18 protein-coding genes and 1 pseudogene are annotated in these 23,331 nt (G+C 35.8%); 17 read left to right on the forward strand and 2 right to left on the reverse strand.

Going from position 1 to position 23,331, the window contains the following annotated elements:
- The first annotated feature begins 36 nt into the window (after positions 1–36).
- Positions 37–2,436 (forward strand): glycoside hydrolase family 31 protein, encoded by a 2,400-nt coding sequence (locus AC4GZ8_RS06515; protein ID WP_491081007.1) that lies wholly within the window; start codon positions 37–39, stop codon positions 2,434–2,436.
- A 204-nt stretch (positions 2,437–2,640) separates the two neighbouring features.
- On the opposite strand, the gene AC4GZ8_RS06520 is transcribed toward AC4GZ8_RS06515, so the two are convergent.
- Entirely contained in the window at positions 2,641–2,799 is a 159-nt protein-coding gene (locus tag AC4GZ8_RS06520) for a hypothetical protein (protein ID WP_491081008.1), read from the reverse strand.
- A gap of 344 nt (positions 2,800–3,143) precedes the next feature.
- Here AC4GZ8_RS06520 and gnd point away from each other — a divergent pair, with 344 nt between their 5' ends.
- Positions 3,144–4,556, forward strand: a complete 1,413-nt coding sequence (gene gnd, locus AC4GZ8_RS06525) for an NADP-dependent phosphogluconate dehydrogenase (RefSeq protein WP_491081009.1) — start codon at positions 3,144–3,146, stop codon at positions 4,554–4,556.
- Positions 4,557–5,148: 592 nt separating this feature from the next.
- Here gnd and AC4GZ8_RS06530 read toward each other — a convergent pair.
- Complete coding sequence (locus AC4GZ8_RS06530; protein WP_491081010.1) at positions 5,149–6,321, reverse strand: ROK family transcriptional regulator; 1,173 nt, start codon at positions 6,319–6,321, stop codon at positions 5,149–5,151.
- A gap of 497 nt (positions 6,322–6,818) precedes the next feature.
- Between AC4GZ8_RS06530 and uxaC the strand changes: the two genes are divergently transcribed.
- The 15 genes and pseudogenes from uxaC (at position 6,819) to bglB (ending at position 23,274) form a co-directional block, all read left to right on the forward strand.
- Complete coding sequence (gene uxaC, locus AC4GZ8_RS06535; RefSeq protein ID WP_491081011.1) at positions 6,819–8,222, forward strand: glucuronate isomerase; 1,404 nt, start codon at positions 6,819–6,821, stop codon at positions 8,220–8,222.
- Between the two features lie 21 nt (positions 8,223–8,243).
- The gene (locus AC4GZ8_RS06540) at positions 8,244–9,512 is read left to right on the forward strand and encodes a nickel pincer cofactor-dependent isomerase, group 22 (RefSeq protein ID WP_491081012.1); all 1,269 of its coding nucleotides are present in this window, start codon (positions 8,244–8,246) and stop codon (positions 9,510–9,512) included.
- A 57-nt stretch (positions 9,513–9,569) separates the two neighbouring features.
- Entirely contained in the window at positions 9,570–10,340 is a 771-nt protein-coding gene (locus AC4GZ8_RS06545) for an SDR family oxidoreductase (RefSeq protein WP_491081013.1), read from the forward strand.
- A gap of 43 nt (positions 10,341–10,383) precedes the next feature.
- Complete coding sequence (gene larE / locus AC4GZ8_RS06550) at positions 10,384–11,181, forward strand: ATP-dependent sacrificial sulfur transferase LarE (RefSeq protein WP_491081014.1); 798 nt, start codon at positions 10,384–10,386, stop codon at positions 11,179–11,181.
- A 52-nt stretch (positions 11,182–11,233) separates the two neighbouring features.
- Positions 11,234–12,724 (forward strand): gluconokinase, encoded by a 1,491-nt coding sequence (locus AC4GZ8_RS06555; RefSeq protein WP_491081015.1) that lies wholly within the window; start codon positions 11,234–11,236, stop codon positions 12,722–12,724.
- A 47-nt stretch (positions 12,725–12,771) separates the two neighbouring features.
- Entirely contained in the window at positions 12,772–13,527 is a 756-nt protein-coding gene (gene larB / locus AC4GZ8_RS06560; protein ID WP_491081016.1) for a nickel pincer cofactor biosynthesis protein LarB, read from the forward strand.
- Between the two features lie 44 nt (positions 13,528–13,571).
- A pseudogene (gene larC, locus AC4GZ8_RS06565) lies at positions 13,572–14,879 on the forward strand (nickel pincer cofactor biosynthesis protein LarC).
- 256 nt (positions 14,880–15,135) lie between these two features.
- A complete protein-coding gene (locus AC4GZ8_RS06570) occupies positions 15,136–15,882 on the forward strand; it encodes an IclR family transcriptional regulator (protein ID WP_491081017.1) in 747 nt (248 codons plus the stop codon).
- A gap of 26 nt (positions 15,883–15,908) precedes the next feature.
- The gene (locus AC4GZ8_RS06575; protein ID WP_491081018.1) at positions 15,909–16,862 is read left to right on the forward strand and encodes a sugar kinase; all 954 of its coding nucleotides are present in this window, start codon (positions 15,909–15,911) and stop codon (positions 16,860–16,862) included.
- A 26-nt stretch (positions 16,863–16,888) separates the two neighbouring features.
- A complete protein-coding gene (locus tag AC4GZ8_RS06580; protein ID WP_491081019.1) occupies positions 16,889–17,521 on the forward strand; it encodes a bifunctional 4-hydroxy-2-oxoglutarate aldolase/2-dehydro-3-deoxy-phosphogluconate aldolase in 633 nt (210 codons plus the stop codon).
- Positions 17,522–17,537: 16 nt separating this feature from the next.
- A complete protein-coding gene (dgoD, locus tag AC4GZ8_RS06585) occupies positions 17,538–18,686 on the forward strand; it encodes a galactonate dehydratase (RefSeq protein ID WP_491081020.1) in 1,149 nt (382 codons plus the stop codon).
- 411 nt (positions 18,687–19,097) lie between these two features.
- Positions 19,098–20,048: a sugar kinase gene (locus tag AC4GZ8_RS06590; RefSeq protein ID WP_491081021.1), complete on the forward strand. Its 951-nt coding sequence runs from the start codon at positions 19,098–19,100 to the stop codon at positions 20,046–20,048.
- A gap of 12 nt (positions 20,049–20,060) precedes the next feature.
- Positions 20,061–20,699 carry a bifunctional 4-hydroxy-2-oxoglutarate aldolase/2-dehydro-3-deoxy-phosphogluconate aldolase gene (locus AC4GZ8_RS06595; protein ID WP_491081022.1) on the forward strand — a complete coding sequence of 213 codons (639 nt, stop codon included), beginning with the start codon at positions 20,061–20,063 and terminating at the stop codon, positions 20,697–20,699.
- Positions 20,700–20,860: 161 nt separating this feature from the next.
- Positions 20,861–21,625, forward strand: coding sequence for a DeoR/GlpR family DNA-binding transcription regulator (locus AC4GZ8_RS06600; protein WP_491081023.1), 765 nt, complete (start codon positions 20,861–20,863; stop codon positions 21,623–21,625).
- A gap of 545 nt (positions 21,626–22,170) precedes the next feature.
- Entirely contained in the window at positions 22,171–23,274 is a 1,104-nt protein-coding gene (bglB, locus tag AC4GZ8_RS06605; protein ID WP_491081024.1) for a beta-galactosidase BglB, read from the forward strand.
- Positions 23,275–23,331: the final 57 nt, after the last annotated feature.

The following is a 23,331-nucleotide window of genomic DNA, read 5'->3' on the forward strand; positions in this document are numbered from 1 at the left end:
TATAAACAGATAACTTACAGAAAAAGGGTGAATCGAATGTCTTTAAGAGAAAATTATCAATTTCAGTTTTTAGATGAAAAGAGTAATGTGTTAACATTCAAATTAGAAAATTCAGATGTGCTAGCCCGAATTATGGTGTTAGAACAAGATATGATACGAGTATTGATGACCAAAAGTGAGAAGTTAGAGGTGAAAAATACATGGCTAGTCGCTCCAGGAATGGATGACGTGCCTCTTAAGGGAAGAGACCGACTTGATTTATCCCCATATTCACTACCGGAATACACGTTCCAAAAAGATGGAAGATATTGCACAGTTGAGACGGAATTGTTAAAGCTGAATATTAATTTAGATGGATTTAAAATTACCTGGTATGCAAAAGACAGTGAAGGAAATGTGAAGCAAATTGCTGCTGACCGTAACACACAATCCTATAATTTTGACGGTTCATTAGGAGAAGGAATTTTTCACTATCTCCAACGTACGAAAGATGAACAGTATTATGGATTGGGTGAAAAAAGCGGAGAAATGGATCGATATGGTAAACGTTATCGAATGTTAAGTATTGATCCAATGGGCTATGATGCTCAATATACAGATCCATTGTATAAACATATTCCATTCTATATTACTAGAAATAAACAAACAGGTATTTCGTTTGGGATTTTCTATGATAATATGGCACAAAGCATTTTTGATATGGGAAATGAAATGGATAATTATCATGGTTGGTATCGTTATTATCAATCAATGGATGGGGATTTGGACTATTATATTATTTTAGGGCCAGAAGTGAAAGATGTTGTGAAAAAATATTCTTGGCTTACTGGTAAAACAATCTTTGCTCCAAAATGGAGTTTTGGATACTCTGGTTCGACAATGACCTATACCGATGCCCCTGATGCACAGGATCAGTTGAAAAAGTTTATTGAAGAATGTGAAGAACATGATATCATCTGTGATTCTTTTCAGTTATCTTCAGGGTATACATCAATAGGAGATAAGCGTTACGTTTTTAACTGGAACACAGATAAGTTTCCGGATCCTAAAGGATTTATAAATGAATATCATGAAAAAGGTGTAAAACTTTGTGCGAATATTAAACCTGCTTTATTAAAAGATCACCCGCTTTTCAGTGAGTTGAAGGAAAAAGAGATGTTTATTAAAAATGGTGATGGAAACACAGAAATGTCTCAATTCTGGGATGAAGTCGGTGCATATGTTGATTTTACAAATGAAGAGTCTGTTAATTGGTGGAAACAAAAAGTAACAGAACAGTTGCTGGAATATGGGATCGATTCCACATGGAATGATAATAATGAATTCGAAATTTGGTCAAAAGATGCACAATGTAATGGTTTTGGAGAGAAAATTAACTTTGAAGCTGTACGTGCTCTCCAACCGCTATTAATGATGAAAGCTTCTTATGAAGCACAAAAAGAATACGCTCCTGAGATCAGACCATACTTGATTTCAAGATCAGGAAGCCCAGGGATGCAGCGTTATGTGCAAACATGGTCTGGTGACAACTATACAAGCTGGAAATCTTTAAAATACAATATTAAAATGGGGCTTGGATTAAGCATGTCAGGTATATATAATATTGGACATGATATTGGCGGATTCTCAGGCCCGGCTCCAGAGCCAGAATTATTAGTCAGATGGGTACAGAACGGGATTTTCCATCCTCGTTTTACGATTCATTCATGGAATGACGACAAATCAGTGAATGTACCTTGGATGTATGAAGAGACAACTGATACTATTCGAAATTTAATCAAGTTCCGTCAGCGCATCATCCCGTATCTTTATACGGCTTTATACAAAGCACATGAAAAGTACGAGCCAATCCTGCGTCCTACTTTTTATGAGTTTGAATCAGATGTAAAAACATTTGAAGAAAATGATGACTTCATGTTAGGTGAATCTATGCTTGTTGCTTCAGTTGTTGAAGAAGGACAAAGAGAAAGAACAGTCTATTTACCAACATATGAAGGCGGTTGGTATGATTACCATACAGCTGAATGGTATGAAGGTGGTCAAACTGTGACGATCCCGGCACCATTAGAATATAATCCTTTATTAATTAAAGGAGGCAGCATTATTCCAATTAATGATGCAGATACTACGTTCTTGAATAAAGAAAAAGATGAGCGAGGATTCTTGTTATTTCCAGTTAAAGAATCCGGCCATACTTCTTATGAGCTGTATGAGGATGATGGTATTTCAGCTAACTACCAAGAAAACCATACAATTGTTTCGATTCAAATGAATTCAGATTCTGAAAAAATAGAAGTAAGCTATAAAATTGAAGGGGAATACAAGCTTCCGTATGAATCATTTAGCTTCTATTTACCTGAAAATGAAGAACGTAAATTGTATGTAAATGGGCAGGAACTGAAAAAGGGAGCTAAAGGATATACTGTAGCTTTGTAAGAATCATGAACGATGAACGTCTTAAATCCTTTTTATTATAGGATTTAAGACGTTTTTTCTTTTATAGTGAAGTTCAACAGCCCAAATAGAATTTTGTACATTTTTTCCTCCGATAAATGCTAAACTATATTAAAAATTATTAGAAAGAAAATAATAAAAACACCGTTTAAAAATAACGGTGTAAAAGAATTTGTAAGAAATAAATTAGCTTGGATCATTTTCATCTAAAGAGAGAGTTGTTACATTCGTATATTCCCCTTTAGAAATTTCCTCAGGGGTGGCATCTTTTTGCAATTCATCCTCAGTATTCATTCCCTCTGCAATTGTTGGTTTATCAGCTGCTGCGTTTTTTTGCTTTCTCATCAAATACACTCCTTTCAAGTGTATTTTCTCCAACTATTAAACCGATCATCCATTGGTTTTAAAAGTGTTCAGCTATACAGTGATCAAGCTTTTGTAAGTCCTAACTGACATTCAGCTTCCTGTAATGCAGCTATGCTGAGAGAGGCGGTCTCTCGTTACTATTAGATCTTATATAAACACCACAATTAATATCCTTTCTTCTTGTCATATTGACACAATAACATATTAAATGGTATCTTTTTATTATTAATTAGTTTACAAAACAAATTAATTAACAAATCTTATTTAAGTCATCTTTTTTAACTGATAATCAAATGTGAATTTATTCAGAAAGGAAAATAACGATGTCAAAACAACAAATCGGTGTTATTGGATTAGCTGTAATGGGAAAAAATCTTGCTTTAAATATTGAAAGTAGAGGTTATTCCGTTTCTGTTTTTAACCGGTCTTTTGATAAAACAAAGGAATTTTTAAAGAACGAAGCTGAAGGAAAGAATTTTGTTGGCTTAAAAACGATTAAAGAGTTTGTTGATTCGTTGGAAACGCCACGCAAAATATTGTTGATGGTTAAGGCAGGTAGTGCTACTGATGCAACAATTGATTCTTTAAAGCCATATCTAGAAATAGGCGATATTTTAATAGATGGCGGAAATACGTTCTTTCAAGATACAATTAGACGTAACAAAGAATTGGAATCAACAGGTATACACTTTATAGGAACAGGTGTATCAGGCGGGGAAGAGGGAGCGCTTAAAGGTCCTTCTATTATGCCTGGCGGTCAAAAAGAAGCATATACACTAGTAGAGCCAATTTTTAAAGCGATTTCGGCAAAAGTGGATCAAGACCCTTGTGTTACGTATATAGGTCCTAATGGTGCTGGGCATTATGTGAAAATGGTTCACAATGGTATTGAATATGGCGATATGCAATTAATATGTGAGGCCTATTTTATTCTGAAAAATGTACTTGGATTAAGTGCAGATGAGCTTCACCATGTATTTTCTGAGTGGAATAAAGGTGAATTAGATAGCTATTTAATTGAGATTACAGCTGACATCTTTACAAAAGTTGATGAAGAGACAGGAAAGCCATTAGTAGATGTGATTCTTGATACAGCAGGTCAAAAAGGAACAGGGAAATGGACAAGTCAGAATGCTCTTGATTTAGGTACCCCGCTTCCAATTATTACAGAATCAGTTTTTGCTCGCTTTCTTTCTGCCATGAAGGATGAACGTGTAAAAGCTAGCAAACTATTAAAAGGTCCTGAAGTAGCTTCATTTAAAGCTAATAAAGATGAATTAATTGAAGCGGTTCGTGAAGCTTTATATTTAAGTAAAATTGTCTCATATGCTCAAGGTTTTGCTCAAATGAGAGCTGCTTCCGAAGAATACGATTGGAATCTTAGTTATGGGGATATCGCGATGATTTTCAGAGGCGGATGTATTATTCGTGCGCAATTCCTTCAAAAAATTAAAGATGCTTATGATCGTGATCCTCAATTGGCAAACTTGTTACTAGATCCGTATTTCAACGAAATTGCTGCAAACTATCAAGGAGCATTGCGTAAAGTTATTTCTTTAGCCGTAGAAAATGGAATTCCAGTTCCTGCTTTCTCAAGTGCAATTGCCTATTATGATAGTTATCGTAGTGAAACATTGCCTGCTAATCTATTACAAGCACAACGTGATTATTTCGGTGCTCATACGTATCAACGTATTGATAAAGAAGGAGTTTTTCATACAAACTGGATGTCTTAATTTCAAACATTGTATTAAAAAACCTAACTTTGCTTTCAAACAAAGGGTTCCGTTTTCGGGTGCATTCTTAATAAATGACATAAGAAATGACGTGTAATTTGGTACACGTCATTTTCTTTATTTATCAAGGGTAATGAACATTTTTGATCGTTCTGACATGACAATTGACATCATTTTTTTTATGATGGAAAACAATCATTGTACAAATAAGAAAAACGGCCAAATTAACTGTATATGTTAAAGTTTTTTATTCCTAAATGGTTAAGGTTGATGGAACAAATGCATTTGCTATAAAACTATTTCTTCTATTTTTTCAAAGAGATTTGACCTATTTCGTTTTAATGAAGATCACTTTCTTTGATTTTTCAAAGGGATATAGTCATCATCACCTTAATGAAGCCCATTTTCTCTGATTTTCCGAACGGACTAGGTTTCATAAGCCTTATAAAGAAAACTCACCATATGCGGTGAGTTTTTACATTTTAATCTACCAACTGCTCTGTCTAAAATTTTGTTATTTCTGCTTTATATTTCAGAAAAGCACCTCAAAACTTAAACCCTTTAGCTTCCAAAGAGTAGGTTTTTATTATATTTAAAGATCTAGGTCTTCTATGTTTAAACGAATATCAGGAACATCTAAAAAGTTTTTAATGGCCAGAGAGCAGGCGCCCATTGCTGCTGCATGTTTTCCTAGATCAGAAATGAATATTTCATTATAGTTGCTTATTGATGAAGTAAGGTTTGATTCAATTTTTTGAATTGCCTCAGGATATATCTTCAATAATTCACTATTTAAAACGATTGTTTCCGGATTTAGTAAATTAATAATATTGTTTAAACCAATGGCAACATATTTAATAAATTGATCTAGTATAACGCATGTTTCTTTATCTTGATCCTTGATAAGCTTTTGGATATCCTGATATGTTAGATGTTGATTTGAATGTAATTCTTTTAGTTGGTTTAAGATACTAGCTTCAGAAGCATATAATTCCCAACAACCTGAATTTCCACAGTTACAGGGCTTTCCATCGGGTACGATGATCATATGTCCCATTTCTCCAGCGTAACCATGGTATCCCTTAAGAAGCTCTCCATTTATTAATACACCTAATCCAATGCCTGAGTACATGCTGATACTGATTAAATTCTCACTTTGATGATGTTTGAATACTCTTTCTGCAAATGAGCATAAGTTTGCGTTATTTTCGATATGGATTTCCATATCGAGTTCTTTTTCTAAATCCCCTTTTAAGTCCGTATCTTTCCATTTATGCTGAGGAATAAAATTAATTATTTCGTCATTGGATACAGTTCCATGTATTCCGATTACGACACCTACAATTCCGAAGCGGCTATCAGAATATAGATCATCATATTGTTTGATTTTGTTCACTAATAATATGAGAATCTCCTCATAATTTGAGTTTTTTAACTCAATTACATCTGTCGTTACATGGTTTCCCCCTAGGTCGGAAAGAGTAAATGTAATATGTTTGTGGTCCAAATCAATCCCTAATGCATAACCTGCTTTTTTGTTTATTGAAAGCATAATTGGTTTTCTTCCGACACTATTATGTTCTAGTTGAGATTCAACAATTAACTCTTCTTCTATTAAATCAGCTACCTGTACAGAAATGGTTGCTCTTGTTAATTTCGTAATTTTTGATAAGTCTGCCCTTGAGATCATTCCTTGTTCAATAATTTTACTTATAATTAAACGTCTATTAATACTTTTTATAAAAGCAGCATCACCTATTGCCATGTAAATCACCCTTAAAATTTATTAAAAATTATCACTTTAAACATCAATAAAAATTATTATACATTCTGCCACTTCAGTTGAAAAACAACCCTTTAAGAAGTGAGTGATAAAATATTGACGAGTAAAAGTAGAAATGATATTCTACACATAACATATTAATTTGTTTTGTAAACTAATTAATAAGAATAACCTAATTATAGCACAAATAATCATGACTAACAGGAAATTTTAATAAAGGCACAATCGAAAAAGGTGTTTTATTAAGTTCAATGAACAAAACTGTTTTTGTTGATTGGAGCAAAAGGTGCGAGACTCCTGCTGGTGTAGCGGGACAGGTGAGATCCCGCAGGGGCTGTGCGCTGAGGAGGCTCACCGCCCGCCCCGCGGAAGCGAGCATTCTGGAGCGGAAATCAACCACTCCCAATGCTAATTACAGAACCACAAAGTTTGCTGAAACAGCCTGGAAAATCATAAATAAAAGGTACGGAGGAGATAAAATGAAAACGTTTTTAAGTGATGCTTTCTTATTAACAAATTCTACTGCAGAGAAACTTTATCATAACACCATGAAGGAGTTACCGATTTTTGACTACCATTGTCATTTAAGTCCAAAAGAAATGTTTGAAAATAAATCATTTGAAAATATTACACAGCTTTGGCTTGCAGGAGACCATTATAAATGGCGTGCGATGCGTATCCACGGTGTAAAAGAAGCCTTAATTACAGGTGATGCAAGTGATTGGGAAAAATTCGAGGCTTGGGCAGAAACAGTACCGCATTTATTTGGAAACCCTTTATATCACTGGACACATATGGAACTAAGAACATTCTTCGGTATTACAAAGCTTCTTTCTCCTGATACCGCTCAAGAAATTTGGGAAGAATGTAATGAGAAACTTCAAAAAGAGGAGTTTACACCTCGCCGTTTTATTGAAAGATCAAATGTACAATTTATCGGTACAACAGATGATCCTACAGATACGCTTGAATTCCATAAGTTACTAAAAGAAGATTCAGCTTTTGAAGTGGAAGTAGCCCCAACGTTTCGTCCTGATCAAGCCCTTTATCTTGAAAGAGACAGTTTTTCAGATTGGCTAAAAAAATTAGAGAATGTTTCAGGTGTAACAATTCAATCTCTTGATGGATTAATAGAAGCTTTACAACAAAGAGTGGATTATTTTGCTGAGCATGGATGTTATGCATCAGATCATGATATTCAACTAATGGCATATAAACAATTATCGAAAAATGAAGCAGATCAAATTTTTACAAAGCGTATGAATAATGAAGAACTTACAAGTGAGGAGCTAATTGGCTATCGTTCATTTGTACTTGTTGAATTAGGAAAAATGTACGCAAATAAACAATGGGTCATGCAGCTGCATATGGGTGCATTACGAAATAATAATACGTATATGAAAGAACAAATTGGTGCTGATGGTGGATTTGATTCCATCGGAGATCAATTGTTAGCAGAAGGGTTATCACGCTTCTTAGATACGCTGGACCAAGCTAGAAGCTTACCTAGAACCGTTCTTTATAATTTAAATCCGCGAGATAATTATGTGTTAGGAACGATGATTGGCAACTTCTTTGAAGAAGGAGTTCCAGGTAAAGTACAATTCGGCTCCGGCTGGTGGTTTAATGATCAATATGATGGAATGGTCAACCAAATGACAGACTTAGCGAATTTAGGTATTTTAAGTCATTTTATCGGGATGACAACTGATTCCCGCAGTCTTTTATCATATGTACGCCACGAGTACTTCAGAAGAATTGTCTGCAATATCATTGGTGAGTGGGTTGAAGAAGGAAAAGTACCAAATGATGAAAACATTCTAAAGCAAATGGTTGAAAATATTGGCTTCAATAATGCAAAAAAATATTTTTCAGAACGTTAATATTTAAAGGAGCAGATAATAATGGGTATTCTTCAGGATTTATTAAAAGACATTCCAGTTCCAAAGATGGCAAAAGTGAAACAACATTTTGACAATACGAAAATAGAGGATTTAGAACAAGCGTTAAATGAAAAATTTCAACAAGAGTCGATTCGTTCAAAAATAAAGCCGGGAATGGAAATTGCGATAGCTGTTGGTAGCCGTGGAATGGATCGACTTGTAGAGATCACTGCACATACCGTACAATTTCTAAAGGATTTAGGTGCGATTCCATTTATTGTTCCAAGTATGGGCAGTCATGGTGGAGCGACTGCAGAAGGCCAGCGTGATGTTTTAGCTCATCTAGGCGTAACAGAAGAAAGTGTAAAAGCCGAAATCCGTTCCTCCATGGATGTAATTAAGCTTGGGGAATTACCTAATGGATTACCCGTTTATATTGATAAATATGCTTCACAAGCAGATGGCATTGTTGTCATCAACCGTATCAAACCGCACACAGCCTTTCGAGGTCCTGTTGAGAGCGGTATTATGAAAATGATAAGTATCGGTTTAGGAAAGCAAAAAGGTGCGGAAGCAACACACCAATTAGGGTTTAAATATATGGCAGAGAATGTGCCTGCGATGGCGAAAATGATGATGGAAAAAACACCAATTTTATTCGGTGTCGCAACTCTTGAAAATGCCTTTGATAAAGTAGCAAGGGTTGAGGTTTTACCAGTAGAGGAGATCGAGGAAAAGGAGCCTGCTCTACAAGCATTAGCAAAACAACTATTGCCGAAGTTATTTTTTGAACAAATTGATGTTCTTGTTATAGATGAGATTGGGAAAAATATTAGTGGTGATGGAATGGATCCGAATATTACAGGTCGTTATCCAACCCCATATGCTAAGGGGGGACCAGATGTAAATAAAATGGTCGTTCTTGATTTAACTCATCAAACAGAAGGAAATGCCAATGGCGTAGGGACAGCTGATTTTACCACTCAACGCCTTGTAGACAAAATGGATCGGGAAGTCACATATGCTAACGGATTAACTTCAACAGTTTGTGCACCGACGAAAATTGCAACAACATTAGCAAATGATAAGGATGCGATTAAAGCTGCCATTAAAACATGTAATATTTTAGATTTTACAAAGGTGAAAATGGTTCGTATTAAGAACACATTAGAGATCGCTGAAATTGAAGTTTCAGAAGCTTTGATTGATCATGTTGCTAAACATCCAAGTATGGAACAAATATCAGATCTTTATGAACTTCCATTTAATGAGGACGGAAACTTAACATAAACGTTGATCTTCACATATACCATTTGATTTTTGAATAAAATGAGGGGGACTTTTAAAATGTCTAATTTATTTGATTTAACAGGGAAAACAGCTGTTGCAATAGGTGGTAACAGCGTATTGGGCTCTTCAATTGCTAAAGGGCTGTCAGAACATGGAGCATCTATAGCCATTGTTGGACGTAATCTTGAAAAAGCAAATCAAGTTGTAGAAGAAATCGAAGAAGCTGGAGGAACGGCAAAAGCTTTTCAAGCAGATGTTAGCTCCCGTGAATCTTTAGAAAAGGTAGTTAAAGAAATTGAAGAATGGTCTGGCGGTTTTGATATTCTCCTAAATGCACCTGGTAAAAATAGCTCAACCCCATTTTTTGAAATAAGTGATGAAGAATGGGATGATATTATGGACGTAAACTTAAAAGGGATGATGATTACTTGTCAGATTTTCGCTAAGAAAATGATTGAACAAGGAAGAAAAGGAAGTATCATCAATATTTCTTCTGTTTCTTCAACAACACCGCTTTCGAAAGTGTTTACGTATTCGGTATCAAAAGCAGGAGTAAATAGCATGACACAATTCCTTGCAAGGGAATTTGCTCCTCACGGCATTCGCGTGAATGCCATTATCCCTGGATTCTTCCCTGCTGAACAGAATCGTAAAATATTAAGTGAAGAACGAGTGGAATCTATTATGAATCATACGCCAATGAAACGATTTGGCAGCCCGGATGAGCTTCAAGGTGCAGCCGTTTGGCTTTCTTCAGAAAATGCATCAAGCTTTGTAACAGGAGCCCTTATTCGTGTAGATGGCGGATTCGGAAGCATGACAATTTAAAATAGAGATAATTAGTTTTATAGAAAGAGAGGAGAAGGCAGCGATGAATGAGAAACTACTTAACTTAGTGTCAATTCTCCGGGAGATGAAATCAGTTGTTGTCGCTTTTTCAGGTGGTGTAGATAGTACGTTTCTGTTAAAGGTAGCAGTTGATACATTAGGAACTGAACACGTCCTGGCTGTAACTGCAGATTCTGAAACGTATCCTTCTAGTGAACTAGAAGAGGCAAAACAATTAGCAGAATTAATTGGGGCAAATCATAGAGTGATCGAAACGTCAGAACTTGCGATTCCAGGGTACACAGAAAATGATCGAAATCGATGTTATTTTTGCAAAAACAGCTTATTTGAACATTTAATCCCTGTCATGGAGAAAGAGGGATTTAAAAATATCGTTTACGGTGTTATTGCAGATGACCTAAATGAATTTCGACCAGGGATGAAAGCTGCCAAGGAAAAGGGAATTCGTGGTCCATTGCAGGAGGCAAACTTATTTAAAGATGAAATAAGAGAGCTTTCAAGAGAATTTGATTTACCTACATGGAATAAGCCTTCCTTTGCTTGTCTTTCTTCCAGAATTGCTTATGGGGAAAAGATTACAATAGAGAAGCTGACAAAAGTTGAAAAAGCAGAGGCATATCTAAAAACACTTAATATTCGTCAAGTTCGTGTTCGAACACACCAAGAAATGGCGAGAATTGAAGTAGAACCAAATGATATGAAGCTTGTTCTTGAAAATCATGAAATGATCGCTAGTGAGCTAACAAAATACGGTTATAAATATATAACCTTAGATTTAATTGGATATAAGAGCGGTAGTATGAATAAGGTTCTTTTATAATCAAACAGGCTTTGGAATTAGTCCAAGGCCTTTTCTATGGAAAAGAATATTGTTGAAGGAAGATGATGATATGTTAAGAGAGTTTGTTATTGGACTTGATATTGGAACGACAAGTGTTAAAGCCGTTGTATTCGATTTGAATGGAAAAGTAATCTCAGAAGCAGAAGAACTCATTACATCTTTTTACCCACAACAAGGTTGGGTGGAGCAAGACCCAATCGAAATTGAGAGTTTTGCAAGAAAAGCAGTGCGAGATGTGATAGAGAAAGCAAATATCCAAAAGAATGAGCTAGTTACAATTGGATTTTCGTCTGCTATGCATTCATTAGTGTGTATGAATGATGATGATCAACCTTTATCGAATGCACTTATTTGGGCAGACGGGAGAAGTACTGAGCAGGCAGATAAGTTGAAGCAACAAGATGGAATAGAGGTTTTTCAAAAAACGGGTGTTCCTATTCATCCAATGACTCCACTATCAAAGTTACTATGGATGAAAGAGGTAGGATATGAGCCTTATGAGAAGGCAAGCTATTTTGTTTCAATTAAGGAATATATCCTTATAAAATGGTTTAACAATCGTGTAGTTGATTATTCAATGGCTGCTGCAACTGGTTTATTGAATGCACATACACTTGATTGGGATCGTGAACTATTAGAGATGATTGGTGTTAGGAAGGAGCAGCTTTCGGAAGTAGCTTCACCTACAATGGTCTTACGGGGAATGAAAAAAGAAGTTGCAGAAGAAATCGGAATCACAGAGGATTTACCATTTGTATTAGGAGCAGCAGATGGACAATTAGCTAACTTAGGTATAGGAGCAATTTCTTCAGGGGAAGTAGCCATCACAGCTGGAACAAGTGGAGCCATCAGACAATTTACAAGCGGCTTCAGCATAACCGATAAGCGTGAAACATTTTGCTATGCTTTTACAGAGGATTATTCAATAATTGGCGGTCCAACAAATAATGGCGGAATAGCATTACAATGGTTGAAGGAACTTTTAAATTATGAAGGAAGTTTTGATGATTTTACAAAACTAGCGGAGAAAATAGCTCCAGGTGCTGAAGGATTAATTTTTCTTCCATATATCAATGGTGAAAGAGCACCATTATGGAACCAGCAGGCAAAAGGTAATTTTTTTGGTATGAATATGACTCATAAGAAAGACCATTTCGTCCGCGCTGTTTTAGAAGGAATTACATTTAATCTCTATCAAATTGGACAAAGTTTAGAAAGCCAAGCAGGTGCACCTGAGAAGATCTATGTGAACGGTGGATTGTCCAGATCAAAGTTGTGGCTTCAAATGCTGGCTGATATATTTGGTAAAAAAGTTTATGTGTCCAAGAGTCATCATAGTGCAGCATGGGGTGCAGCGTGGACAGGATTAGTCGCTCTTGGAAAAGTTCCTTCTTTTGAAACAATAAAAGACAATATTCCAATGAGTTCTCCAATTTTACCAAATGAAAATAGTCATAATATCTATTTAGAAATCTATAAAAAATATGAGGCATTGGCCAAAGATATAGCAAAGCATTTTTAAATAAAGCATAATTAGGGAAAGAGCTTAAACTAAGGTGAGGGAAAATAATGCTTGAAGATATTTTAAAGCAAGTTCAGACAGGATCATTAAGTATCAATGAAGCAAAGGAAAAGCTTTCAACATATGAAAATTTAGGATTTGCAAAGGTTGATCACCATCGAAAGAAGCGACAAGGTTTCCCGGAAGTCGTTTATGGTGAAGGAAAAACGAAAGAACATATTTTAGCTATTATAAAAGCTATACGTTCAAAGGACAATAATGTACTTGTTACACGGATTTCTGAAGAAAAAGCAGCACACATTTTAAAAGAGTATCCTGAATTTACTTATAATGAGATTGCACAAATTCTTTTTTGGAAAGATGAAAAGGAAAGTGTGAGATCCAAAGGTTATATTGCTATTGTTTGTGCAGGAACATCTGATTTAAAGGTTGCAGAGGAAGCGGCAATAACAGCTGAGGCATTGGGAAGCAATGTGAGGAGATTTTATGATGTAGGAGTAGCAGGAATACATCGGTTATTTGACCATATAGAAGAGATCCAAAATGCTACTGTTTCCGTTGTGGTTGCTGGAATGGAGGGAGCCTTACCGAGTGTCGTTGGAGGGCTCGTAAGTCATCCCATCCTTGCCGTACCAACAAGTGTTGGTTATGGGGCAAATTTCAATGGATTGTCTGCCTTATTAACCATGCTAAATTCATGTGCATCAGGCATTAGCGTTGTAAATATTGATAATGGCTTTGGAGCAGCATATAATGCAGTTTTAATTGATCAACTAGCTCAAAAAGGGGAAGAACAACAATGAAAACACTTTATCTAGACTGTTTTTCTGGAATTAGCGGTGACATGATGATTGGTGCTCTTATTGATGTAGGAGGAGACCCGGTTTATCTTGAAGAAGAATTAAAGAAGCTTAAAATAGAAGAAGAGTATGAACTACAATGGAAAAAAGTTGTGAAAAATGGTATTACAAGCACGAAATTTGATGTGATATTAAAAAAACAACATGATCATCACCATGAACAAGAACACGAACATGGTCACCATCATGAACACGATCACCATCATGAACACGATCACCACCATGAGCATGACCATCATCATGAACATGGTCACCATCACGGCCATGATCATAACGACCATCAGCATCATGCACACCATCACAGAACATACAAAGACATTGTTCATTTAATAGAGTCAGCAGGTTTTTCGAGTGAAGTAACAGAAACGGCATTAAATGTTTTTAGAAAAATCGGTGAAGCAGAGGGTCATATACATGGTTTACCTCTCGATAAAGTTCATTTCCATGAAGTTGGTGCCGTCGATTCAATTATAGATATTGTAGGAGCAGCCATTTTACTTCATCAGTTAGGTATAAAAAAAGTAAAATCGTCTGCAATTCCAGTAGGATCGGGAAGAATTCACATCGATCATGGGATTTATCCTGTTCCGGCTCCTGCAACGTTAGAAATGTTAAAAGGTATTCCGATTGAACAAAGTAATGTTCGATTTGAATTAACGACACCAACTGGAGCAGCCATAGTATCCGTCTTAGCTGAAGAGTTTTGTACGCTTCCATCTATGGAGGTAAAAGCAATCGGATATGGGGCAGGAACCAAAACCTTTAAAGATCGACCAAATGTACTAAGAGTAGTGATAGGGGAATAGATAACGGATAGGGGGAATTATATGATTTCTCAGCCTCCTCCAAACGAGGAACATATTGATGATCAAATGCTCAAAGTAGAAGTGAATCTTGATGATATTTCAGGTGAATGGCTTGGTTATGTGATGGATTTGCTTTTTGAAGCAGGTGCAAATGATGTCTTTTATACACCCATTTATATGAAGAAAAATAGACCAGGTGTGTTACTTCAGCTCCTATGTAATCAAGAGAAACTTGCAACTATAAAAGAAATATTGCTTAATGAAACAACAACTCTTGGAATAAGATATTACCCTTTGACCGTGTATAGGGCCGAAAGGACGTTTAGACGAGTTCAAACTGAGTGGGGACCTGTAACTGTTAAGGAAGGGATATATAATGGACAAGTTATCCAAAGGGCCCCGGAATTTGAGGAATGTAAAAAAATTGCGAACACATATAAAGTTCCTTTGAAAAAAGTGTACGAACAAGTTTGGAAACAACTTGAGTAGACTGGTTTTTTTACAACACCTGTACCTTCAGTTTTATTAGGTTTATATATTTAATCGCTCAGTTATCTATCAACTTGAGCTTTTATTAAATTTAATAGGTCATTTTTAGGAGCAAACAGAGTATTTTTTGTTGCTCCTTTTTTATTGATTTAATTTTCTGAAAAATATTTTACGTTGTAAATGTTATGTGATATGATGAAGTTGCAAAATCACATATAGGATTGAAAATCACATACGTGATTTAAGGAGTGGTAATATGTCAGTAAAATCAGCAGAACGTGTATTAAGAGTATTTGAACTATTAGCTTTATACAAAGAAGGTTTAACAATTAAAGAGATTAGTGAAAAACTTTCATTCCCCCAAAGCAGCACATCAAATCTTATCGGTACTCTTTTAAACGAAGGCTATTTAAGCCAAGATACGTTTAAACAATATAAGTTAGGACCTAAATTAATACAAATTGGAACATTTGCTATGGAATCTTTAGATATTTCTTCTCAAGGGAAACCGTATCTTAAACAATTAATGGAAGATGTGCAAGAAACAGTATTTATGGCTGTTTTGTCTGAAAGGGAATTAGTCTATGTTTTAAAAATAGACAACAACCGATCTATACGTACAACAGCACAACCAGGTTATCGAAAACCCTTATATTGTACCGGATTAGGAAAAGCTTTTTTAGCCTTTTTGTCAGAGGAGAAAAAAAACGACATTCTGGATCATACAGAGTTTATTCCTTTTACCCCAAAAACGATTATAAATAGGGAAGAATTAGAGGCGAATTTAAAAATATTTGCTAAAAATGGATATTCAATTGATGATGAGGAAAATGAAGAAGGTCTATATTGTTTATCAGCTCCTGTTTTTGGAGCAGATCAAACAATTCAAGCTGCAATTAGTGTAGCTGGGCCGAGGGAGAGAATGGTAAACCGAAAGGATTATATTTTAGAAAAGCTTCTTCAGAGTGCAAAGAAAATTTCTAAAACGATTGGATATAGATAAAGGTCTTATTGAGAATGGAGGAAAACATGGACATAGTTAGTATTGGAGAAACAATGGTGCTATTTACTCCTCATACACAAGGACAAATGAGGTACTCAAGAAATTATTCCTCAAGGATCGCCGGTGCTGAAACCAATACATTAATTGGATTGGCAAAGCTAGGTCATAAAGTCGGTTGGATAAGCCGTGTAGGTAAGGATGAATTTGGGGAGTTTATCATTTCAACTGTTCGTGGTGAAGGTGTGGATGTTAGTCAGGTGACGATTGATAATGAGGCACAGACAGGTATCTTTTTTAAAGAGATGATGAATGAGAAAAATATTCGAATGTATTATTATCGTAAACTTTCAGCTGCAAGTAATTTAGCACCTTCCCACATTGACGAAGATTATATTGCTAACTCTAAATACTTATATGTAACAGGGATTACCCCTGCGTTAAGTGAAACATGTCGCGAGAGTATTTTTTATGCTATTGAACTTGCGAAAAAGCATGATAAAAAAGTTGTGTTTGATCCTAATATACGCCGTAAATTGTGGAATGACGAAGAAGCGAGAAATACGCTGCTTGCCATTGCAGAGAGATCGGACATTGTGTTACCAGGAATAAATGAAGGGAGGTTTTTGTTTGGCACTGACAAGTGTGAAAAAATTTCAGCATTATTTCATCAGATTGGCGTTGAAAGCGTTATCGTAAAGCTTGGAGAAAAAGGTGCCTATTTTTCAACACCGGTTGAAACAGATTATATTGAAGGTTTTAAAGTTGAAAGAGTAGTTGACCCAGTCGGTGCAGGTGATGGCTTTGCAGCTGGATTACTTTCAGGTTTTTTAGATGAAAAAACAATAAGCGAGTCTGTGCAGAGAGGTTGTGCAGTTGGTGCGATGGTGACAACGGTTAGCGGTGATATTGAAGGCTTACCTAATCGAGAGATGTTAAATTCTTTTATTCAATCTTCTAGAGATGAGGATATTTCACGTTAAAAGTAGAGGAGGAGCGTATCTTTCATATGAGTACAATGTCCCAAATTCTAGATAACAAAATTGTAGCTATTATTCGCGGTGCAAAACCTAAAGATGTTTTACCGATTGTAAAAGCACTTTACGATGGCGGGGTAAAAGTTATAGAAATAACGATGAATTCACCAAATATCCTATCAGTCATTGAAGAAGTTTCAAATGAATTTGGTCATAAAGTGACAGTTGGTGCCGGTACTGTATTAGATGCTGAAACTGCCCGTGCTGCTCTTTTAGCAGGAGCTAAATTCATATTATCACCTACAGTTAATTGTGAAACGATTAAAATGACAAAAAGGTATGGGGCTGTAAGTATTCCGGGAGCGTTTACACCGACTGAAATTCTATCAGCCTATGAAAATGGCGGTGATATTGTTAAGGTTTTTCCAGCTAATTTGGGTGTTAGCTACATAAAGAATATTCAAGGGCCGCTTCCTCAAATCCCGTTACTCCCGACAGGTGGTGTTCATTTAAACAATATTCAAGAGTTTATGAGAGCGGGTGCTGTAGGGTGTGGAATTGGAAGCGCTCTTGTTGATACACGGAAAGAAATTTCAGATCAATATTTGTTACAACTAACTGAAAGGGCAAAACAATTTGTTCTTGCAGTAACCAATAAACACTAAATGGGGAGAGTTATCTATGAAAATTACAGGATTTGAATTATTTCAAGTACCACCTCGTTGGTTATTTTTGAAGATTGAAACAGATGAGGGGATTGTCGGATGGGGAGAGCCTGTTATTGAGGGAAAAGCGGAAACAGTTGGAACAGCGGTAAAGGAATTAATGGAAAATTTGATAGGTCAAGATCCGTTAAGAATTGAGGATCATTGGAATACGATGTATCGAGGAGGTTTTTATAGAGGCGGTCCTATTTTGATGAGTGCAATTGCAGGAATTGATCAAGCACTTTGGGATATAAAAGGAAAATATTTTAATGCTCCGGTTTACCAGTTATTAGGGGGAGCATGTAGAGATTCCATTCGGGTATATTCATGGATAGGTGGAGATCGCCCGTCGGAAGTTGGGGCTGCTGCGCAAGCAACTGTTGATGCTGGGTTTACGGCTGTGAAAATGAATGGAACTGAGGAATTACAAATAATTGATTCCTATGAAAAAATCGACCAAGCGGTAGAAAGGATTGCTGCCGTGAGAGAAGCTGTTGGTCCATATGTTGGGATAGGTATTGATTTTCATGGGCGAGTTCATAAACCAATGGCGAAAGTACTAGCAAAAGAACTTGAGCCATATCGACCAATGTTCATTGAAGAGCCGGTTCTGCCAGAGAACAATGAGGCATTAAGGGAGATTGCTAGGGCGACAAACATACCTATCGCAACAGGTGAAAGAATGTTTTCAAGATGGGAATATAAAAATCTTTTAGCAGATGGTTATGTAGACATTATTCAACCGGATTTATCCCACGCAGGCGGTATTACAGAATGTAAAAAAATTATTTCAATGGCCGAGGCCTATGATGTAGCAGCAGCACCTCATTGTCCATTAGGGCCGATAGCGTTAGCAGCGTGTTTGCAAGTTGACGCTACTTGTCATAATGCTTTTATTCAAGAACAAAGCCTTGGTATTCATTATAATCAAGGAAGTGATCTATTGGACTATATTGTAGATAAAAGTGTATTTCATTATGAGAGCGGTTTCGTAAAGATACCGAATGGTCCGGGTCTTGGAATTGAAGTAAATGAGGAACATGTAAGAAAGATGGCTGAGATAGGACACAATTGGAGAAATCCAATATGGAGGCATAAGGACAGCAGTATTGCAGAGTGGTAATAGACTATGTGATTATATCTGTTACTCTCTACTTTAATAAGGTAAATTTAATATGCACATCTATTTATTTAACTTTTTAAACTTTTAAATTTAATAATAATAGATTAATCTTTTAAACCGCTCAAGTAATAGATCAATTTGAGCGGTTTTTTATGAAGCGTGAGCATTAATTGTTGATAAACCAGTATCTATGGATCATAAGCTTCTTAAATCTGGTCCTAACGCTATCCTTTTATACTCTTAATATCCTCTCATTCTATCTTCATATTGAAAATCCTAGCAACGAATAAAAACATTTATATTATTTATAACAAAGTATAGAGAAATTCATGAACTAATTATATACTATACATAAGTGAACAAAAAAGATAATTTGTAAACAAAAATAAACATAGTTTGCGGGGGGATTTTATGGATGTTGTAACGATTGGAGAATCAATGGTTGTTTTTACACCAACGAGTGACGGTTTTATGAGAAATGCTTCTCAATTTACAAAAAAGATTGGCGGAGCAGAATCAAACGTTGCTGTTGGCCTTGCTAGATTAGGACATCAAGCGGGATGGGTTAGCAAGCTTGGTGATGATGAATTTGGAAAAGCGATCCTTGCCTTTTTAAAAGGAGAAAATGTTGATGTTAGTCAAGTAACCTTTGATACAGAGGCACCGACAGGTATTTATTTTAAAGAGCCAAGAAGACAGAATAGTACAAGAGTGTATTATTATAGAAAAGGCTCTGCAGCAAGTAAGCTTTCACCAAATAATCTTAATTCTACCTATCTTGGTAAGGCTAAATACCTCCATATAACTGGTATTACACCTGCCTTAAGTGAAAGCTGTAAGGAAACGGTTTTTGAAGCAATAAGGTTAGCAAAACAAAATGGATGTACAATTGTTTTCGACCCAAACCTCCGTACAAAGCTTTGGGATGAGGAAACAGCAAGAGACACACTGTTAAAAATGGCGCAAGAAGCCGATATTGTGTTACCTGGTGTGGCTGAGGGAGAATTTTTATTTGGAGAAACGGATCCCGATAAGCTCGGACAATTATTTTTAGAGCAAGGTGCGAAAGTTGTTGTGATGAAAATGGGGGCCGATGGCGCTTATTATTTCACTGGAAAAGAGAGCGCTTTAATTCCGGGATTCCCTGTCAAGCAGGTAGTAGATCCAGTCGGTGCAGGAGATGGCTTTGCTGCTGGTTTTCTATCAGGGCTACTTGATGGTTTAGAATTGGGCAAAGCGGTTGAAAGAGCTAACGCTGTTGGGGCATTAGTTACAATGGTAAATGGAGATGTTGATGGTTTACCTGAAAGAGATGAAGTAGAGCAATTACTAAATAAAAATAGTGAAGATATCGTTCGATAAGGAGAGGGAAAAATGAATCCTATTAATATTATTAAGGAAACTGGAGTAGCAGCAGTTATTCGCGGGGCAACAACTGACAATATTATCGCCATTGCAGAAGCACTAAAAGCAGGTGGAGTAAAGGTATTAGAAATAACAGTTGAAACACCAGGCGCATGTGCAGCAATTGAAAAAGCATCATTAGAACTCGACGATGTCTTAGTAGGGGCTGGAACTGTTTTAGACCCTGAAACAGCACGGGTTGCTATTATGTCGGGGGCTAAATTTATTTTTTCCCCTACGACAAACCCAAAAACTATTGAAATGGCCAAAAGATATGGAGTTGCGAGCATTCCAGGAGCGTTAACACCAACAGAAATACTCACTGCCTATGAAAACGGGGCGGATTTAATTAAAGTGTTTCCGGCAAATGTGTTCGGCCCAAGCTATATTAAGGATATTCATGGACCTCTTCCGCAAGTTCCGCTTATTACAACTGGTGGCATCTCGGTAGATAATGCAGGTGAATATATTAAAGCAGGTGCATCTGGTGTTGGGGTAGGCAGCTCACTAGTGAATACGAAAAAAGAGCTGACGTCTGCTTACTTAAGCGAAATCACAACAACAGCATCATTATTTATAAACGCAGTGAAGGAAGCAAGGGAGAAATAGGTTTGAAAAAGGCAACCAATCATTTTGAGGGTTGCCTTTTTGTACAGAATAAAATTTTAGAAAGCTATTCCTCATTATACTTTAAGGCGATGTGAGGTTTGTTTTTGTATGATTTTATCCTATAATGATATAAAAAACGAATAAATTACGGGGGAACAATGATGCTTGCATTAGAAAGGCATGAAAGGATTTTAGATCAGCTAGATAAAAATAAAATTGTAAAAGTATCAGAGCTTAGTACTCTTTTAGGTGTTACTGAAAAAACAATACGTGGAGACCTTGAGCTCTTAGAAAATAAAGGATTGTTAAATCGTATACATGGCGGAGCAGTGATAGCAGAGGATGCTGGAAAAATGCTCCCTATTGCCGAACGTCAATCTGGGCATAGTGATGTAAAGCTCGCGATTGCAAGAGAAGCAGTTAAACTTATTAAACCAAATGAAACAATTTTAATGGACGGTGGAAGTACAACCCTTGCGATTGCCGAGCTATTAGGTGATTTTCCAATCACTGTTATTACAAACGATTTAAAGATTGCGAATGTATTATTAAATAAAACGAATGTGCAATTAATGGTTTTAGGAGGAATGAGAATCGATAAATCATCTTCTTTAATGGGGGCACAAGCTACAGAAATGCTTAGCCGTATGAGAGTAAATAGGCTATTTTTTGGTACGACAGGTGTGTCGATAGAACATGGATTAACTGTTTTTAATAGTATTCACGCAGACTGGAAAAAACAGATTATTAGTTGTGCAGACCAAATTACTCTGTTAGCAGATTCAACAAAATTTGAAAAAGTGGCCCTTATTCAATTTGCTACATTACAAGAAGTGGATGAGATTGTAACAGATTCTCGGCTTGATCAACAGGTACAAGAAAAATTCCAAGAAAAGAATATTGATCTGCATCTTGCAAAGATATAATAATTGTTAAAGTAAGCAGATATTAGAGATAAAAAAGATGATACCGATCATTTAATCGTTGTCATCTTTTTTGTTTGTGCTATAATAAAACCATACCAAACATAAACAAACATAAACAGATAATATCAAACAATAAGATAGTGAATTTTGTTGGTTGGATTCAAGCTCCTTTGATGTACGCAAGAGGAAATGAGATGTTTAGGCCTGTTTAAAAAATTAGGAAAATAGTATTTATATTTACTGAAAATACTAAGTGAAGGCTAGAATGCTAATGATATAGCCTTAATACGGGAAAAAAATCACTTTTATTTTTCTGATTATTTATAAATTTATCTAAAATTCCATTGACCTGATAAAATAATTTCTTTATAATCAAAGTGGAAATAAATAAACAAAAACAGAAGTAAATAAACATACCGAGAAGAGAATGTACATCTTAGTGTAGTAGAAGATAAGAAAAATCAAACAATAAAAGGAAAAATGAAAACGTTTAATTTTAGGATTGCTGGAAATGAATGTGGAAACTAAATGGGAGGGTATAAATAATGGTACAAAAGCAAGCATCTCTTAAAAAGAATGACATCATAAATTATATAGATCTATTAATGGATAACCTTTCACAAATTAAAGATGATACAGGGGAATTTTTATTAAACTTTGATGGTTTAGTAGTTGATGATAAGAGTTGGAATGTTTGGAATTGGCCCCAAGGTGTTGGATTATATGGGATATTTAAATATTGGAAACTAACGAACAATCAGAAGGCATTAAAGATTATAACAGATTGGTTTAACGCTAGATTTGATGAAGGTGTTCCGCCAAAAAATGTAAACACAATGGCGCCGCTACTAACATTAGCTTTTTTGTATGAAGAAACAAAGGACCAGACATTTGTTCCATACCTAGAAAGCTGGGCAGAATGGGTCATGTATGAAATGCCGCGCACAAATGAAAATGGTTTACAGCATATGACTTACGGGCCTGAAAATAAAAATCAGCTTTGGGATGATACATTAATGATGACTGTATTACCTTTAGCGAAAATTGGAAGACTTTTCAATAAACAAGAATATATTGAAGAAGCAAAAAGACAATTTTTAATCCATATTAAATACTTAAGTGACCGAAAAACTGGATTATGGTTTCATGGCTGGACATTTGAAGAAAATCACAATTACGCAGAAGCTTTATGGGGAAGAGGCAATTGTTGGATTACAATAGCCATTCCGGAAATTATAGAAATACTAGATTTAAAACAAGGAGATTTCTTACGGGAATTTCTAATCGAAACATTACAAAGACAGATCGAAGCATTGGCTGAATATCAAAATGAAAGCGGATTATGGCATACATTGATCAATGATAAAACATCTTATTTAGAGGCATCTGCAACAGCTGGCTTTGCCTATGGCATCTTAAAATCAGTCCATAAACGTTATATTAGTCAGGAATACAAAGAGGTGGCTTTCAAAGCGATCAAAGGAATTGTTGAGGAAATCAATGATGAGGGTGCCTTACAAAAAGTGTCTGTAGGAACAGGCATGGGTGATACATTGGAGTTTTATAAAGAAATCAAAATTACGACAATGCCATACGGCCAGTCTTTAGCTGTTTTATGTTTAGCTGAATTTTTATACGAATATATCTAAACAAATATCATTCAGAAGTTTAATAGACTTGGTTCATTATTTACCAAGTCTATTAAA

The organism is Metabacillus sp. RB-C-LZQ-3-1 (assembly GCF_058315175.1).

Bases quoted from the DNA above. Each gene is read 5' to 3' on its own strand.
- AC4GZ8_RS06515 (WP_491081007.1), top strand. From the start codon at position 37: ATGTCTTTAAGAGAAAATTATCAATTTCAGTTTTTAGATGAAAAGAGT.
- AC4GZ8_RS06520 (WP_491081008.1), bottom strand. From the start codon at position 2,799: ATGAGAAAGCAAAAAAACGCAGCAGCTGATAAACCAACAATTGCAGAG.
- gnd (WP_491081009.1), top strand. From the start codon at position 3,144: ATGTCAAAACAACAAATCGGTGTTATTGGATTAGCTGTAATGGGAAAA.
- AC4GZ8_RS06530 (WP_491081010.1), bottom strand. From the start codon at position 6,321: ATGGCAATAGGTGATGCTGCTTTTATAAAAAGTATTAATAGACGTTTA.
- uxaC (WP_491081011.1), top strand. From the start codon at position 6,819: ATGAAAACGTTTTTAAGTGATGCTTTCTTATTAACAAATTCTACTGCA.
- AC4GZ8_RS06540 (WP_491081012.1), top strand. From the start codon at position 8,244: ATGGGTATTCTTCAGGATTTATTAAAAGACATTCCAGTTCCAAAGATG.
- AC4GZ8_RS06545 (WP_491081013.1), top strand. From the start codon at position 9,570: ATGTCTAATTTATTTGATTTAACAGGGAAAACAGCTGTTGCAATAGGT.
- larE (WP_491081014.1), top strand. From the start codon at position 10,384: ATGAATGAGAAACTACTTAACTTAGTGTCAATTCTCCGGGAGATGAAA.
- larB (WP_491081016.1), top strand. From the start codon at position 12,772: ATGCTTGAAGATATTTTAAAGCAAGTTCAGACAGGATCATTAAGTATC.
- AC4GZ8_RS06570 (WP_491081017.1), top strand. From the start codon at position 15,136: ATGTCAGTAAAATCAGCAGAACGTGTATTAAGAGTATTTGAACTATTA.
- AC4GZ8_RS06575 (WP_491081018.1), top strand. From the start codon at position 15,909: ATGGACATAGTTAGTATTGGAGAAACAATGGTGCTATTTACTCCTCAT.
- AC4GZ8_RS06580 (WP_491081019.1), top strand. From the start codon at position 16,889: ATGAGTACAATGTCCCAAATTCTAGATAACAAAATTGTAGCTATTATT.
- dgoD (WP_491081020.1), top strand. From the start codon at position 17,538: ATGAAAATTACAGGATTTGAATTATTTCAAGTACCACCTCGTTGGTTA.
- AC4GZ8_RS06590 (WP_491081021.1), top strand. From the start codon at position 19,098: ATGGATGTTGTAACGATTGGAGAATCAATGGTTGTTTTTACACCAACG.
- AC4GZ8_RS06595 (WP_491081022.1), top strand. From the start codon at position 20,061: ATGAATCCTATTAATATTATTAAGGAAACTGGAGTAGCAGCAGTTATT.
- AC4GZ8_RS06600 (WP_491081023.1), top strand. From the start codon at position 20,861: ATGCTTGCATTAGAAAGGCATGAAAGGATTTTAGATCAGCTAGATAAA.
- bglB (WP_491081024.1), top strand. From the start codon at position 22,171: ATGGTACAAAAGCAAGCATCTCTTAAAAAGAATGACATCATAAATTAT.